The organism is Nostoc sp. (genome assembly GCF_036917095.1).
In the GTDB taxonomy this organism is placed as follows: domain Bacteria; phylum Cyanobacteriota; class Cyanobacteriia; order Cyanobacteriales; family Nostocaceae; genus Nostoc.
Map to the genome: position 1 here is coordinate 216003 of NZ_JBALFH010000031.1, position 13004 is coordinate 229006.

At 40.4% G+C, this 13004-nt stretch carries 21 protein-coding genes; 4 read left to right on the forward strand and 17 right to left on the reverse strand.

Features of this window, described 5'->3' with window-relative positions; all coding sequences use genetic code 11:
- Positions 1-174: 174 nt before the first annotated feature.
- The 11 genes from V7L01_RS15695 to V7L01_RS15745 form a co-directional block, all read right to left on the reverse strand.
- Positions 175-348, reverse strand: coding sequence for a hypothetical protein (locus tag V7L01_RS15695; RefSeq protein WP_335036201.1), 174 nt, complete (start codon positions 346-348; stop codon positions 175-177).
- Between the two features lie 379 nt (positions 349-727).
- A complete protein-coding gene (locus tag V7L01_RS15700) occupies positions 728-1684 on the reverse strand; it encodes a putative 2-dehydropantoate 2-reductase (RefSeq protein WP_335036203.1) in 957 nt (318 codons plus the stop codon).
- 31 nt (positions 1685-1715) lie between these two features.
- Positions 1716-2045, reverse strand: coding sequence for a Uma2 family endonuclease (locus V7L01_RS15705; RefSeq protein ID WP_335036205.1), 330 nt, complete (start codon positions 2043-2045; stop codon positions 1716-1718).
- A gap of 83 nt (positions 2046-2128) precedes the next feature.
- The gene (locus V7L01_RS15710; RefSeq protein ID WP_335036295.1) at positions 2129-2464 is read right to left on the reverse strand and encodes a type II toxin-antitoxin system HicB family antitoxin; all 336 of its coding nucleotides are present in this window, start codon (positions 2462-2464) and stop codon (positions 2129-2131) included.
- Positions 2464-2724: a type II toxin-antitoxin system HicA family toxin gene (locus V7L01_RS15715; RefSeq protein ID WP_335036207.1), complete on the reverse strand. Its 261-nt coding sequence runs from the start codon at positions 2722-2724 to the stop codon at positions 2464-2466. The genes V7L01_RS15710 and V7L01_RS15715 overlap by 1 nt, the downstream gene beginning before the upstream one ends.
- A 230-nt stretch (positions 2725-2954) precedes the next feature.
- The gene (locus V7L01_RS15720; protein ID WP_335036208.1) at positions 2955-3251 is read right to left on the reverse strand and encodes a type II toxin-antitoxin system RelE/ParE family toxin; all 297 of its coding nucleotides are present in this window, start codon (positions 3249-3251) and stop codon (positions 2955-2957) included.
- 2 nt (positions 3252-3253) lie between these two features.
- A complete protein-coding gene (locus V7L01_RS15725; protein ID WP_335036210.1) occupies positions 3254-3538 on the reverse strand; it encodes an addiction module protein in 285 nt (94 codons plus the stop codon).
- 81 nt (positions 3539-3619) lie between these two features.
- The gene (locus tag V7L01_RS15730; protein ID WP_335036212.1) at positions 3620-3868 is read right to left on the reverse strand and encodes a MazF family transcriptional regulator; all 249 of its coding nucleotides are present in this window, start codon (positions 3866-3868) and stop codon (positions 3620-3622) included.
- Positions 3852-4070, reverse strand: a complete 219-nt coding sequence (locus V7L01_RS15735; RefSeq protein ID WP_334843202.1) for a hypothetical protein — start codon at positions 4068-4070, stop codon at positions 3852-3854. Before V7L01_RS15735 ends, V7L01_RS15730 begins: the two co-directional genes overlap by 17 nt.
- Before the next feature lie 93 nt (positions 4071-4163).
- Positions 4164-4505: a XisI protein gene (locus V7L01_RS15740; protein WP_335036214.1), complete on the reverse strand. Its 342-nt coding sequence runs from the start codon at positions 4503-4505 to the stop codon at positions 4164-4166.
- Positions 4506-4585: 80 nt separating this feature from the next.
- Entirely contained in the window at positions 4586-4714 is a 129-nt protein-coding gene (locus tag V7L01_RS15745; RefSeq protein WP_335036215.1) for a hypothetical protein, read from the reverse strand.
- 133 nt (positions 4715-4847) lie between these two features.
- On the opposite strand from V7L01_RS15745, the gene V7L01_RS15750 reads away from it, so the two are divergent.
- Positions 4848-5063, forward strand: a complete 216-nt coding sequence (locus tag V7L01_RS15750; RefSeq protein ID WP_335036217.1) for a hypothetical protein — start codon at positions 4848-4850, stop codon at positions 5061-5063.
- Positions 5056-5688 carry a hypothetical protein gene (locus V7L01_RS15755; RefSeq protein ID WP_335036219.1) on the forward strand — a complete coding sequence of 211 codons (633 nt, stop codon included), beginning with the start codon at positions 5056-5058 and terminating at the stop codon, positions 5686-5688. The genes V7L01_RS15750 and V7L01_RS15755 overlap by 8 nt, the downstream gene beginning before the upstream one ends.
- 149 nt (positions 5689-5837) lie before the next feature.
- On the opposite strand, the gene V7L01_RS15760 is transcribed toward V7L01_RS15755, so the two are convergent.
- Both V7L01_RS15760 and V7L01_RS15765 read right to left on the reverse strand, forming a co-directional pair.
- Entirely contained in the window at positions 5838-6098 is a 261-nt protein-coding gene (locus tag V7L01_RS15760; RefSeq protein ID WP_229462057.1) for a ParE family toxin-like protein, read from the reverse strand.
- On the reverse strand, positions 6098-6298 hold the full coding sequence (locus V7L01_RS15765) for a hypothetical protein (protein ID WP_335036221.1): 201 nt from the start codon (positions 6296-6298) through the stop codon (positions 6098-6100). The genes V7L01_RS15760 and V7L01_RS15765 overlap by 1 nt, the downstream gene beginning before the upstream one ends.
- A gap of 36 nt (positions 6299-6334) precedes the next feature.
- Here V7L01_RS15765 and V7L01_RS15770 point away from each other — a divergent pair, with 36 nt between their 5' ends.
- Both V7L01_RS15770 and V7L01_RS15775 read left to right on the forward strand, forming a co-directional pair.
- The gene (locus tag V7L01_RS15770) at positions 6335-6490 is read left to right on the forward strand and encodes a hypothetical protein (RefSeq protein WP_335036223.1); all 156 of its coding nucleotides are present in this window, start codon (positions 6335-6337) and stop codon (positions 6488-6490) included.
- The gene (locus V7L01_RS15775; protein WP_335036225.1) at positions 6487-6624 is read left to right on the forward strand and encodes a hypothetical protein; all 138 of its coding nucleotides are present in this window, start codon (positions 6487-6489) and stop codon (positions 6622-6624) included. The genes V7L01_RS15770 and V7L01_RS15775 overlap by 4 nt, the downstream gene beginning before the upstream one ends.
- Before the next feature lie 77 nt (positions 6625-6701).
- Here the strand turns inward: V7L01_RS15775 and V7L01_RS15780 are convergent, their stop codons facing one another.
- The 4 genes from V7L01_RS15780 to V7L01_RS15795 all read right to left on the reverse strand — a co-directional run bounded on the left by V7L01_RS15780 (position 6702) and on the right by V7L01_RS15795 (position 12766).
- Positions 6702-7658, reverse strand: a complete 957-nt coding sequence (locus V7L01_RS15780) for an MrcB family domain-containing protein (RefSeq protein ID WP_335036227.1) — start codon at positions 7656-7658, stop codon at positions 6702-6704.
- A gap of 264 nt (positions 7659-7922) precedes the next feature.
- Positions 7923-8258: a XisI protein gene (locus V7L01_RS15785; protein ID WP_335036229.1), complete on the reverse strand. Its 336-nt coding sequence runs from the start codon at positions 8256-8258 to the stop codon at positions 7923-7925.
- Positions 8246-8665 carry a XisH family protein gene (locus V7L01_RS15790; protein ID WP_335036230.1) on the reverse strand — a complete coding sequence of 140 codons (420 nt, stop codon included), beginning with the start codon at positions 8663-8665 and terminating at the stop codon, positions 8246-8248. Before V7L01_RS15790 ends, V7L01_RS15785 begins: the two co-directional genes overlap by 13 nt.
- A 114-nt stretch (positions 8666-8779) precedes the next feature.
- Complete coding sequence (locus V7L01_RS15795; protein ID WP_335036231.1) at positions 8780-12766, reverse strand: magnesium chelatase subunit H; 3987 nt, start codon at positions 12764-12766, stop codon at positions 8780-8782.
- Between the last annotated feature and the right edge of the window lie 238 nt (positions 12767-13004).

Sequence of the window (13004 nt, forward strand, 5' to 3'; positions counted from 1 at the left end):
ATGCGCCTAACACACCTGACAATAATTTTATTTTTACTTTATAAATGACCTCTAACTGCATCTGACAAATCAACTCCACAGATTATACCAAATTTTTTATCTGATATCCTCCTTTATGGGATGCTCTCCCACCTATGTTAATGCAAATAGATATTCATAAAATTTCCCGCACTGTTACAGATGTTGACTATCAGCGCGAATTACTCGAATTAGTATATAAAAAAATACGGTTTGGTTAATGTTTTTTGATGAAAATTCTAGATCGCTAAAGATGCCATAAATCATCACAAAGACGCGATAAATCGCCGTCTCTACAATAATCAGTCTTTTGTAGAGACGGCGATTCATCGCGTCTCTTGCCTTAACCGAACAGTATTGGTATATAAAACACCTAAAGCAATACGACGTAGACGGAACACTAATTCACCAAAATTTTTATCATATGTCAATAATAGCGCTATTTTTTAATCACCCAAGTCCAGTACTAATCATCCAAAATTACTGATTGTGCGAACGTATTTCACTAATAATATCTGTGCTCTAAAGCTTAAGATTATTGGAAACTGAAAACCAAAATTCCAGGTTTCCAAGCGCATTTTATCAAAAGAAATAGGAATTTTTAGAATAGTGGTTTTGGCAAAAAAGATATTTATAATGGTTAACTCTAGATATTGATTACTTTATCCGCAGCAACAGTTAAGATTTCATCCATCCAAGCATTAAATAATTAAGCGTTTTCCCGCTCTTTTACTCTTATTTTCTCATCCAAAAACTTTAGCTGCTGGTATATACAGCTAATCTGCGGTAAATCCACATCTGCTGCTTGCGCTTTCCGTAATGGGGTTCCAAAAATTGCTTCTACTTCCATAGGCCGCCTTTCGTCGTAGTCAATTTTCATGCTGGTACGATAAGGCTTCATTTTCACGGTGTAATCCAGCATTGTTTGAATGAAACTATCAGGAATGATGCGTCCGCAACTTTTAGATCCTGCTGCAACTTCATACATCAACTGTTCAACTAATTTGCGGGTGTGGACATAGGACATTAATTCATCTGTTCTAGCGTTGAGAATTACAGACAGTCCATTATAGGGAATATTCCACACCAATTTTTTCCATCGCCCTAGTAATAAGTCTTCAGCTAATTCCATTGAAATACCAGCGCTAGCAAAGTCATCGGCAATTTGCCGCATCTTATCTGTAATTCCAGTAGGATCGTAGCCAGAAGCATATCCCCCTATGGTAATTTGTCCATAGTCGAGGTGGCGGATATGTCCTGCTCCGACTTTATTGGAACAGAGAAAACACAGCCCACCAATAATGCTGACATTGCCAACTATTTTGGCAACTTCTTCTTCCACCGCCAGTCCATTTTGCAATACCAACACTACCCCATCATCTTTGACCAGTGGCGGTAATATCTGCGGCAATAAATGGTTTTGTGTCGTCTTTAGCGCTATCACCACCACATCGCATTGTGGCATTTTTTCTACATCATTATAGGCATTGACTTGAGCCAAGGTGAAATCACCATCTTTTGACTCAATAACCAAACCAGATTTACTGACATATTCATAATCACTCTTCAGCAAAAAGTGGACATCTAAGCCAGCTTTTTGCAGCTTGGCACCATAAAAGCCACCTAATGCACCAGTTCCTAGAATGGCGTAACTACGCTTAGACATTTTGCTAACAATGAAATTTTTCTATAAACGATCATAAAGCGAATACGTTGTATGCGTGAAACTTTAGCGATCGCTTGTTGTAAAAGAGTGAGTACCTTAGCGTTCCGCAGGAAAGGTATGGCCTTCTATAAAACCTCAAAAATGAAGCGATACCTAGTGATTGATCGCGATTCCACAGTCCAAGTTGAGCAGTTAAGTTAGCATTGCGGTTGCTGGTTAAACCTCCGACTAGAGGCATTAGTAGCAATGTGCCATCAGCATTACGCTCAAATCTAATTAATTCATTTATCTGACATAACTGGAAGAATTGCTCATCTGTTATTTGAAGAACAGGAGCAAAGTTGATAGTTAAGGCATCCATAAAAAAATTTAAACTTGAATATTCCCATAAAAATGCCGAAGGCGAATGCACTTTAGCGAAAAAAATATTTAGAATAATTGACTCTAAGGATTGATTACTTTATCCGCAGCACCAGTTAATATTTCATCCATCCAAGCATTTATGCTTTTACCAGCCTTTTTAGCAGCAATAAATATTTTTCGGTGGTGTTCTGGAGTTGTGCGGAATGGAAGTTTACCAGAGAATGGTTTATCAGGCTCCTCTCCTAGTTCTTCACAGAAAGCAAGATAATCATCAACAGAAATTTGAAATTCTTGACGCGCTTCGTCTACAGTTTTTGCCTTAAAGGTAATTACGTCATTAATATCTAGGACTTGACCAAAAAGTATTCCCGCTTCTACATCTACCTCTATACTGGCTGTGTATCCTTTATAAGTCATCATATTTCAATTCCTGCCTTAATTAAAAATTCTCTAAAAGATTTGACTGCTCCTTTATCTGTCTCATTTTGAAGATGCGGTTCGTGAAAAACAGCTTTCACATCATTTAATTTCACACGAATCCGCGAACCTCTACCTTGAGTAATATCAGCGCCGAGAGCTATAAATAAACTTTCAATATCTTTCCAAAGAATATTAGATGGTACAGGATTTGTAAAAATTAACTCTAAAATCTGACGTTGTTTGTTATTGAGATCCATTTAATCAATACAATTACAGCCATCTTACAGTTAAGTTGAATATAGCCACAAATTTCATGATATCATAATATGATATCATGAAAAATATAGAAGCGGTCGCTCTTTCTATGATGGCATTTTAGGCGATCGCCTGTTGTGAAAGAGTCAGTGCGATCGCCTTACAGAAAACCTCAAAAATAAGGCGTAGATGCGTAGCGGCTTGTCGTTAGACATCGCCCGTAATTATAGTATTAGGTTCGCGTCTGCCACGATTTTGAATCTCTGCGACCATGAAAAATTGCCGTCACTATTACTCGACTCGACACAATCCGATAGTACACAGCATAGGGAAATCGTCGCACTACTGCTCGTCGAATATCAGCGTAGACAATTACATAGGATTCTGGCATCTGAGAAATTCGATTCACCGTTTCGTCTACACAGTCTAAAAACTCGTCACCGAGACCGGGTTTCTGACTCTCGTACCAACTGTGTGCATCATTGAGTTCTTCTCGAACCTCTGGGCGAAACACCAGGACATAATTCATTGCTACCCCTTAATTGATGCTTTGATTTCCTCCCAAGTCAGCACATTATCTGGATTTGAATCATAGTCAGCAGTTCGACGATCGAGTTCTTGCTTTTGTGCATCGGTTAAATCAGGGTAAACTTGCTCTGCTGCGATGCTATCCCAAATTGCCTGTACAATACAGATTCTATCCTCAACACTGAGAGTTGCGATTTCGTTCAAAGTAGCTGTGATATCCATGCTGATTAACTTGGAGTGAGGAAGCAACTGGTACACCTTAAATATAGCGGACAAGATTTTGTCCATTCACAACCCTAACCAATACCGCAAAGATTGCTCTAACAGTTCAGCATCAGTATCAGCTAACTTGCCAATCACTTTGACAAGTTAGCTTTTATGCACTGTGTATAAACCTCTCTTGACTGCTGTAGCCACGTTTAGCCCTGCTGCTGCCCATTCAAACAAGACAAACTCACCTTCTAGCAATGCTCCAGTTTTGCTCGTCAAAGGTGTAATTAGGATGTCTTGAGAAACGTGTGGCGCACTTACAACAACAGCAGGTCTAACTTTTGAACTGGACAAATCTGAAAAGGGATACTGAACCAAAATGATGTCATTTTTAGAGTAGTTGGGCATAAACATCATCCTCAGTGTTATCCCAAACTGATGAGAGTGATGTTTGACTGGTTTGAAGCCAAAATTCAGTTTCATCATCAGGAAGCAGCGTCACTAGCACTCTTGTCCCTTCCGGTAATTCCTCTGACTCTAGCAATTCGATTTTTCCTTCTCGAACAGTAGCCCAAAGCGTTTTTAGCATATCTGTTTTATGAATAGTCATGCTTTAATTTTATGCTTTGATAGTTTATGAGGAGCGATCGCCTTGTAGAAAACCTCAAAAATAATGCGATCGCCCCGGTAGAACAATAATTTACTAAGCTGTTGCAAATTCTGTAAATTTTCTCACATCTGGAGGCTGAAAGGCTAACACAATATCGCTACTACTTACACCTAACTTCATTAATTCAGTTGCTATTCCTTCTTCTGTCCAGTCTTCTTCTATGAAAATTTTCTCATTTTTAATCCGAATATGAACATGAGTGTATTTAAGTCTTTTGCTACCTTGCCAATCTACAGTTAACCAGAGATAATGATCGTGATTTTCATCAAAGACTAAACAATTTTCAGCAATTTTGTCAGGTGATTGACGAGATAAATTATCATATTCAGTTAGCACCTGTTTAATTAACTCTCGATATGCTGTTAATTTATCCATAAAGTAATTTCCTCCCTTTCATTGTTAAAAACAATAAATTAAATTTGCTGAAGTTTAACTACTGCTTGAATAGATTTTCTTTAAAACAAAGCGATCGCCTGTTGTGGAAGGGTGAGCGATCGCCTCGCAGAAAAGCTGAAAAACAAAGCGTAGACGCGTAGCGGCTTGTCGTTAGACATCCCTTGTTGTGGAAGAATGTGCAATCGCATTATTAGCTGCTTGAATTGTCTCACCTGTAAGTCGCAGACGTGATTATTCTAGTTGTAGTTTGGGGTAAACGCAATGAAACCCAATGAATAATCTATGATCAAGAAGCAGACTTAATTTACTGGAGTGCTTTGCATGGTTTCAGCAGAATTAATTTCCACTTTGCGAGAACTTAGTCGAGCAGATAAGTTTTACATTATGCAGGTTTTAATTTCAGAATTAGCCCAACAGGAAACCAATCTGATTAAGGCCGATCAGTCCTATCCTGTGTGGTCGCCTTATGATGCAGTTGAAGCCGCAGATACCATGTTAAAAGTGCTACAAGCTGCTAAAACTCAAGACCATGCGTAACGCACAACGGTATTCCTTTATCCCAATTGATGTTGCGTTGGGCGAAGCCAGTTTCCGCCCCTATTTACCCCTTACTTTGATCTACCAGCAAAGTTCTGTGATAACATCCGGTCTGTTGGATACTGGAGCAAGCGTGAATGTGCTTCCTTATTCAGTAGGAGTTGAGCTTGGGTATGTGTGGGAACAGCAGACAACTGTATTGAGTTTGACAGGTAATTTAGCTCAATACGAGGCGCGTGTCGTGGTTCTTCAAGGAGTAGTTGGACAATTTGAACCTGTACAACTTGTATTTGCATGGACACAGGCTACAAACGTACCTCTGATTTTGGGGCAAGTTAACTTCTTTATGGAGTTTGATGTTTGTTTCTACCGTTCCCATTTACAGTTTGAGATCAGCCATAAATCGTTAACCTCAGAGTATATTTTTGCAGTTGCCAGTTACCTAATGCATCAATGTAGAGGACGGAAGCCATTGGTAGAGGTAATTATAAAGAGCGATCGCTTTGCAGAAAAGCTCAAAAATAATGCGACCGCCTATTGTGGAAGAGTGAACGCGTTAGCGAAGCTCACCGTAGGTATCGCTTTGCAGAAAACCTCAAATATAAGGCAATTGTCTGTTGTGTAAGAGTGTGCGATCGCTTTGCAGAAAACCTCAAATATAAAGCGTAGACGCATAGCGACTTGTCGTTAGACATCGCCTATTATAGGCAAGACAAACTCACTTTCTTACCCCTCAGCTAAATATTTGGCAATAAAAGGGTTTGTTATGCAGAGTTACAACTTATCGATTAACTTGTCATATTCTGCGTGTGTACCGATCCAAAACCACGAAATTCCACCTTCTACCTCGACACCTAAAGCTCGGTAATTTAGTCCTGCTCGAACTGACCAATACTTGTTACCAATCTTTTTGAAATGGAGTGATAAATGCGACGGATCTGTTTTCAGCAACTCATAGCATTGATCGGCAGTCTGTTGCACATTTTCAGGTAGAGCATTGTAACATTGCCAGAAACGTCGCGTTGTATAGTGCATCAGATTTCCCGACAGTGACCCGCCTTGAATTCAATGATCGCTTCCTGTGCTAAAGCTTCCAATTTTCCATCAGCAATGTCTTTCTCTAATTGCTTATCCCAGCGTTGATAGTCCAAATCAGCAAACCACTCTATGAGTTTTTTATACTCATCAGGTGACAGTTGAAGAATGGCAGACTCAATTTGCTCAAGCGTTAACATAAAGGGATATAAGTTTCACTTTGAATAAATTATAGCTTGCCTAGCGATTTTCCTTGTGTTGTAACCAATGTAGCGATCGCCTTGCAGAAAACCTCAAAAATTAAGCGATCGCCTTACAGAAAATCTCAAAAACAAAGCGATCGCCTTGCAGAAAATCTCAAAAATAATGCGATCGCCTGTATGGAAGAGTGAGTGCGATCGCTTTACAGAAAACCTCAAAAATAAAGCGATCGCCTGTTGTGGAAGAGTTAGTGCGATCGCCTGACAGAAAACCTCAAAAATTATGCGATCGCCTATTGTGGAAGAGTGAGTGCGATCGTACTTAGTATTATCATCAATCAGGCAGATATTAAACGCTGTTTCAGTTCAGGAGTTGGACAATCTGATTCAATTTTTGCCTTGACTAATCAGTTGTGATTATATTTTTAAACTCTTCTAGTGTTGGTATAGGTTTTATTCTGTGTATTATACGGTGGCAATTGGAACATAAAACAGTAAAGTCAGTTGAAGGGTCTAGCTGAACTTTCGTTTTTTCTAGAGTTGCAATCGGTACTAGATGATGAGCTTCTATATAATTCTTGCCTATATTGCCATATTTCATCTCAAAATCAAAACCGCAAGCTTTGCATATATATCCATGTATTTCTTTAGCTTTATTACACAAAGCTTGATTTCTTTCTACTCTTTTATGGATTTTATACTTTGTTAAATCTTCAAACCAAACTTCTTCAGAATCTAATTCATTATCCTGAGTATCTAAAGGTTGTTGTTCGATCAATTCTTCATAAATTTTGATAAAAAATAATAAATCATTGACTAGTTTATCTAAGTCTGGCAAACTTGTTTTTGGATAATAAATAGCTAATATATTACCGGCATGATATGCCTGACCTAATCTTCGAGCAGTAGTTTCTTTAGGAATTGCTTCAAGTTTAAGATCAATATTTTCATAATATTTAATACTTATATCGGTCGATATAATTTTCCTAAAAGTTTTTGCTCTTTCTCGTAATATATCTTTTGCACCTCCAAGTCCATAATTTTTTTTCAAAGATGCTGTACCTTGATTCAAAGATAGATAAACACCAGAACAATCTGCCTGAAACAAATAGACAAGGAAAAATCCAAATCTCACACTTTCTGTGACCAGCTTATTAAAAACAGCTATCCAAGGGATATTTGCCCATGAGCCATTTCCTGCTGAAGCTTGTATACTATATATTTCAGGAAGATTTAGAGAATTATCTAACAACTTTGGAACATCATTCTTTAAATATCTTGGGAAATTATGGTTTTTGAATTTTTCTTGGTTTACTATTGGATATTCGTATAATAATTTTTCAATAGTTTGTTTGAGCATTTATATTTATACAATTAGATTGAAATGTTAAGATAGGCATTTAGCCTGCCCTATAAGGACTATTATATTCCTTCTATTCGGTCTTTAATCTGTTGGTACAAATCGTATAGGCGATCTAAGATTCTTCAGAATTTATTCTAAACCAATATCATTACTTGCTCATATTCTTCTTTATGGCTTTGCAAAGCATCCCAAAAATCAACTTTTTGCTGAAGATTAAGCCAAAGTCTTAGGCCATTTCCTAAAGCTTTACCAAAACATCTCCTAACTCACTGCATATTCTGTAAACTGTCTCATAAAAGGAGATTGAAAACCTAACACAATATCTTCCTTGGGAACTCCCGCAGCTACCAAATTAGCTGCAATATCATCTTCTGTACCATTCCACTGAAGCCAAATTTTCCCACCTTTAATATCAATATGAATAATACAACTATGTACCCAGTCTTGACCTTCCCACCCTACATGAACTATTTGATAATGGTCACGTTCTGTATCAAAAATTGTTTCAACTTCTATATTTCCGTAAGCTGGTTTTTGCTCACTATAATCATGTAATATCTGTTGTACAAGCTGGCGATATCGAGTTAATTTATCCATTGGAAAATCACCTCTTGTTCTACATCATAAATAAGCATTTTCAGTTGATTTTCTACAATCATCTCTTTAGGAAAATCAAGCTGAAAAAATGTTTTATAAGTTGTTAAAGGTACTGCTAAATACAAAACACGCTCCGGTTGCCGCCGTCGTAATGCACCTCTATAATTAATAAACTGCCCTAATGCTGTATGAAATTCTGAAATAGCAGACGACCTCTCTAAAAAACTTTTGACTTCGACTGCAATTTTTTGTCCTTCACGTTCTGCTGCAATCAGCTTTTGGGCGGCTAAATCAATCGAAAGGTTAACTCCTCCAACGCTCATTGTGAGTGGATCGTGAGTAATTTGCCAACCATCTTTCTGTAAAGCTGTTTTGACAACTTCATGAAAGACATCTTTAGCAGACATACCTATCTATAATTATATATTTGATTTTCATTTAGCCGGATTCCATACAATTTGTCAAAACCGTTTTTTATGTAGAGACGTTCTATAAAACGTCCCTACATTTATGATTAGGGATTATTCTATCCCTTCAATCCGGTCTTCAACTTCTTGGTACAACTCGCGTAGGCGATCTAAATTATCCTCGCTAGTCTCCCAATAACCGCGTCCATTCACTTCCAACAAAGTTGATACAATCTTGCGGAAAGAATGGGGATTAAGGTTCAGCAACCGTTTCTGCATTTCTTCATCTTTGATGAAGGTTTCGTTAGTATCCTCGTAAATCCAGTTATCCACAGCGCCGGCTGTCGCACTCCAACCTGTTGTATTCACCAACCGCTTGGAAAGTTCGCGCACACCTTCGTAACCGTGAGACAGCATCCCCTCGTACCATTTGGGATTTAACAATTTGGTACGCGCATCCAAACGCACGGTTTCTGATAATGTCCGCACTTGGGCGTTAGCTGTGGTTGTATCTGCAATATAAGATGCTGGTTTTTTACCATCACCCCGCAGACTTGCCACCAGCTTAGTAGGATCTGAATCGAAGTAGTGGGAAACGTCCGTTAAGCTAATCTCGGAAGAATCCAAATTTTGGAAAGTTGCATCAGCAGTTTTCAATGTACTTTCAAAAATCTGCCGGGATTCGTCCATGATTCCGGGGTTATCGGAATTGAAGGAGAAAGATTTCCGGTTGAGATACATTTCCTGCAACTCGGCTTCGCTATCCCAAGTGCTGTTTTCTACCGCCAAGTTAATATTTGACGAGTAGGAACCAGAAGCGTTGGAGAAAACGCGCGTCGCTGCTTGACGCAGATTAATCCCCATGTCCTCAGCTTGCTGCAAAGCGTGTTTGCGAACAAAGTTCATTTCTAAGGGTTCATCTGCCTCAGCTGCCATCTTCACACCTTGGTCTAGCAGGTTCATTTGGTTGATGAACAAGTCGCGGAATACACCAGAACAGTTGATTACCACATCAATTCTGGGGCGTCCCAACTCTTCTAGAGATATCAATTCCAACTTGTTCACTCGTCCCAAGGCATCGGGAACTGGACGCACGCCAACCATCCACATAATTTGCGCTAGGGATTCACCGTAAGTTTTGATGTTATCGGTTCCCCAAAGGACGCAGGCGATTGTTTCTGGCCATTTTCCTTCATTTTCTGCCTTGTTACGTACCAAAAGCCTGTCTACAACGATTTTGGCTGATTGTACTGCTGCTGTTGTTGGGATGGATTGCGGATCTAAAGCATGGATATTCTTACCTGTGGGCAATACATCCGGGTTGCGGATGGGATCGCCACCGGGGCCGGGTAGGATGTATTCACCTTCCAAGCCTCTAAGTAATGCTCCGAGTTCGTTATCGGCACAAACTTGTTGCAGGCAGAATTCCAAATACTCAAGTAAAGGTTTTAGGGCGGCGGTGTCAACTTTGGGATAACCTGCTTTATGCAATGCTTCTACCCAAGGTTCCTTTTTGCCCATGTTGAAGAAATTCAACCGGGAAACCAAAGAAACTCGTCCTTCCGCGTCGATTTGCTCTTGGACAAGGGCGGTAACTGCTGCACGGGTTGCCAAAGTGATATCTTGCAATAACTGGACATCTTCTAAAATGCCTCTGTCGTTATTTTGGTAAATATCATCAATGTTACGCCCAATGCTATTGGCGATAATTCCCGGTAAGCCTTGAAGTCCCTCTTCCTGACGATCTAGACTAGCAATGTTTACCAGAGTTGCGATCGCTTCTTCTGCACTTGGGGGTTTACCAATGACGTGCAAACCACAAGGCAACAACCGAGACTCGATTTCCATCAACTTGCGGTAGACGTTGCCAACAATATTATCCCGCTCATCAGCACTCATGTCTCTAGCATCGGTTTCTGGCAGATTAATATCCTTATCCAGATTCACGATCCGGCATTTATCCATGATGCTGTTGACAATGGAAACACCGCGTCCACTATCTTTTAAAGTTTGGTAGGAAGCAATTAATTCGCTGAGTTCCTTCAAACCTTTATACAAACCAGCATTTTCTGCCGGTGGTGTCAAGTAAGAAATTGTTTCGGCGTAACTCCGGCGTTTGGCAATTGTCGCCTCACTCGGATTATTCGCTGCGTAGTAATACAGGTTAGGAATTGAGCCAATCAAGTTATCTGGATAACAATCACCAGACATCCCCATCTGTTTTCCTGGCATGAATTCCAAGGAACCGTGTGTACCAAAGTGCAGTACAGCATCAGCTTTCCAAACTTGCTCTAGGTAAGTGTAGTAAGCAGCAAAACCGTGGTGAGGACTAGCTGAACGGGAGAACAACAGCCGCATCGGGTCGCCTTCGTAACCAAATGTCGGTTGTACACCGATGAAGACGTTACCAAATTGCTTACCATAAATCAGCAAGTTTTGCCCGTCACTGTTAAGGTGTCCGGGAGGTGGGCCCCAGTTTTCCTCTAAGCGGTGAGAGTAAGGGGTCAGCGCCTCATACTCAGGAACCGACATTTTGTAAGCAACGTTCAGTTCTGGGCTGTTGTACTGCGCCTGTGCGTCATGGATGACTTCTTGCATCAACGCTTCGGCTGATTCTGGCAATTCTGGTAAGTCGTAGCCGTTATTTTTGAGAGCTTTCATCACCTCGTAGATTGAGCCGAATACATCCAAGTAAGCGGCGGTTCCCACGTTGCCTTTATCTGGCGGGAAGCTGAAAACGGTAATGGCGACTTTTTTATCCAGTTTCGGTTTGCGGCGGAGATTAGCCCATTTTAAGGCGCGTTCGGCTACCGCTTCAACCCGATCGCGCAATGCGATCGCTTTCCCTGTAGCCCCATCTCTACCTGATAAAATTATCGGCTCAATTGCCCCATCCAATTCAGGAATTGCAATTTGCAAAGCTACTTGAATTGGATGTAACCCTAAATCGCTATCCATCCACTCTTCTGTGGTTTGGAATACTAAGGGTAACGCCACCATGTAAGGACGATTTAAGCGTTGAAGTGCCTCAATTGCTTTGGGATGGTCTTGTCTGGCTGGCCCACCTACTAAAGCAAAGCCAGTCAGCGATATCACTGCATCTACTAACTGTGTGTTGGTATTTGGTTCGTAGAAGTAGGCATCCACAGGCTTGGAGAAGTCCAAACCACCAGCAAACACAGGTAGTACCCGTGCGCCTAGTGCTTCCAACTCCTGCACCATTGCTACATAATGGGCATCATCCCCTGTAACTAGGTGAGTGCGTTGTAATACTAACCCGACACAAGGAGCTAGGGGATCTTTGAGATCGCTAGAAATATCCTTACGAGCTGTATACCAATTGAGGTACTCTCTGACATCTTCAAACATACTGGGAGCCAAAGGATGCCAAATCCCTAAATCGGGATAAACCACCGGCTGTTCGTATGTAGAAGGTGCAAAATTTTGTTTGTCTAAACCTTTAAATACATATTTATCAGCTAGCATCAGCAAGAAGTTTTCCAGGTTTTCTGGAGAACCACCTAGCCAATACTGAAAACTGAGCATGAAATTTCGGGCATCCTGTGCCTTGTCCATTGGTAAAAACTTCAGCACTTGCGGCAGGGTTCGCAAAAGCTTCAGCATTCCATCTTGGAATCCCGCACCGGATTTTTCTTTGCGTTTCCGCATGAATTGGGCGATCGCACTTTTTGACTGACCCAATTGTGCCAAAGAAAAGCTGCCCATTTTACTCAGGCGCATTACCTCTGGCATGGAGGGAAAGACAACGGAAACATCAAGATGATCGCGGTGTGGTTCTACTGCTGCTACAACTTTCTGTGCTAAGTCTTCGATGAAAATGAGGGAAGCGATGAAGATATTCGCATTCTCAATTTCTCGTTTGAACTCCTCGTAATTTTCGGGGTCGCGGAGTTCCTCAATCAAGTACCCGCTGATTTCAATCGCCAAGTTAGGATTGTTCGCGTTAATCGTGCGAACTGCTTGCGACAAAGCACTCTGGTACTGGGACTCAAGCACGACATAGACCACCTTGATTAAATTACGTCCGCGTAAGTTATCTGGCGCAATGTGTCTAATGGTGGACTTGACGTGTGTGAACATGCTTCTTCGGCTCCTTTGATGCGTGTTCTCTACTAGAAGTTTTTAGCGGCATCATCAGCCACTGTTAACTTCTTACTTTTTCGGCAATATGTGTTTTTTATCAGAAAACGCTTGCCCACTGGGCATTTTATCGTGTATCTGACACAAATCGATATAAAAAACGAAATATTTCTTTGTAATTATTGACTGTGTTTAAAAGTATCCGCTCACTTATTTGTAACTTTTTTGTAATATTTTA

Bases quoted from the DNA above. Each gene is read 5' to 3' on its own strand.
- V7L01_RS15695 (WP_335036201.1), bottom strand. From the start codon at position 348: ATGAATCGCCGTCTCTACAAAAGACTGATTATTGTAGAGACGGCGATT.
- V7L01_RS15700 (WP_335036203.1), bottom strand. From the start codon at position 1,684: ATGTCTAAGCGTAGTTACGCCATTCTAGGAACTGGTGCATTAGGTGGC.
- V7L01_RS15705 (WP_335036205.1), bottom strand. From the start codon at position 2,045: ATGGATGCCTTAACTATCAACTTTGCTCCTGTTCTTCAAATAACAGAT.
- V7L01_RS15710 (WP_335036295.1), bottom strand. From the start codon at position 2,464: ATGACTTATAAAGGATACACAGCCAGTATAGAGGTAGATGTAGAAGCG.
- V7L01_RS15715 (WP_335036207.1), bottom strand. From the start codon at position 2,724: ATGGATCTCAATAACAAACAACGTCAGATTTTAGAGTTAATTTTTACA.
- V7L01_RS15720 (WP_335036208.1), bottom strand. From the start codon at position 3,251: ATGAATTATGTCCTGGTGTTTCGCCCAGAGGTTCGAGAAGAACTCAAT.
- V7L01_RS15725 (WP_335036210.1), bottom strand. From the start codon at position 3,538: ATGGACAAAATCTTGTCCGCTATATTTAAGGTGTACCAGTTGCTTCCT.
- V7L01_RS15730 (WP_335036212.1), bottom strand. From the start codon at position 3,868: ATGCCCAACTACTCTAAAAATGACATCATTTTGGTTCAGTATCCCTTT.
- V7L01_RS15735 (WP_334843202.1), bottom strand. From the start codon at position 4,070: ATGACTATTCATAAAACAGATATGCTAAAAACGCTTTGGGCTACTGTT.
- V7L01_RS15740 (WP_335036214.1), bottom strand. From the start codon at position 4,505: ATGGATAAATTAACAGCATATCGAGAGTTAATTAAACAGGTGCTAACT.
- V7L01_RS15745 (WP_335036215.1), bottom strand. From the start codon at position 4,714: ATGCGATTGCACATTCTTCCACAACAAGGGATGTCTAACGACAAGCCG.
- V7L01_RS15750 (WP_335036217.1), top strand. From the start codon at position 4,848: ATGGTTTCAGCAGAATTAATTTCCACTTTGCGAGAACTTAGTCGAGCA.
- V7L01_RS15755 (WP_335036219.1), top strand. From the start codon at position 5,056: ATGCGTAACGCACAACGGTATTCCTTTATCCCAATTGATGTTGCGTTG.
- V7L01_RS15760 (WP_229462057.1), bottom strand. From the start codon at position 6,098: ATGCACTATACAACGCGACGTTTCTGGCAATGTTACAATGCTCTACCT.
- V7L01_RS15765 (WP_335036221.1), bottom strand. From the start codon at position 6,298: ATGTTAACGCTTGAGCAAATTGAGTCTGCCATTCTTCAACTGTCACCT.
- V7L01_RS15780 (WP_335036227.1), bottom strand. From the start codon at position 7,658: ATGCTCAAACAAACTATTGAAAAATTATTATACGAATATCCAATAGTA.
- V7L01_RS15785 (WP_335036229.1), bottom strand. From the start codon at position 8,258: ATGGATAAATTAACTCGATATCGCCAGCTTGTACAACAGATATTACAT.
- V7L01_RS15790 (WP_335036230.1), bottom strand. From the start codon at position 8,665: ATGTCTGCTAAAGATGTCTTTCATGAAGTTGTCAAAACAGCTTTACAG.
- V7L01_RS15795 (WP_335036231.1), bottom strand. From the start codon at position 12,766: ATGTTCACACACGTCAAGTCCACCATTAGACACATTGCGCCAGATAAC.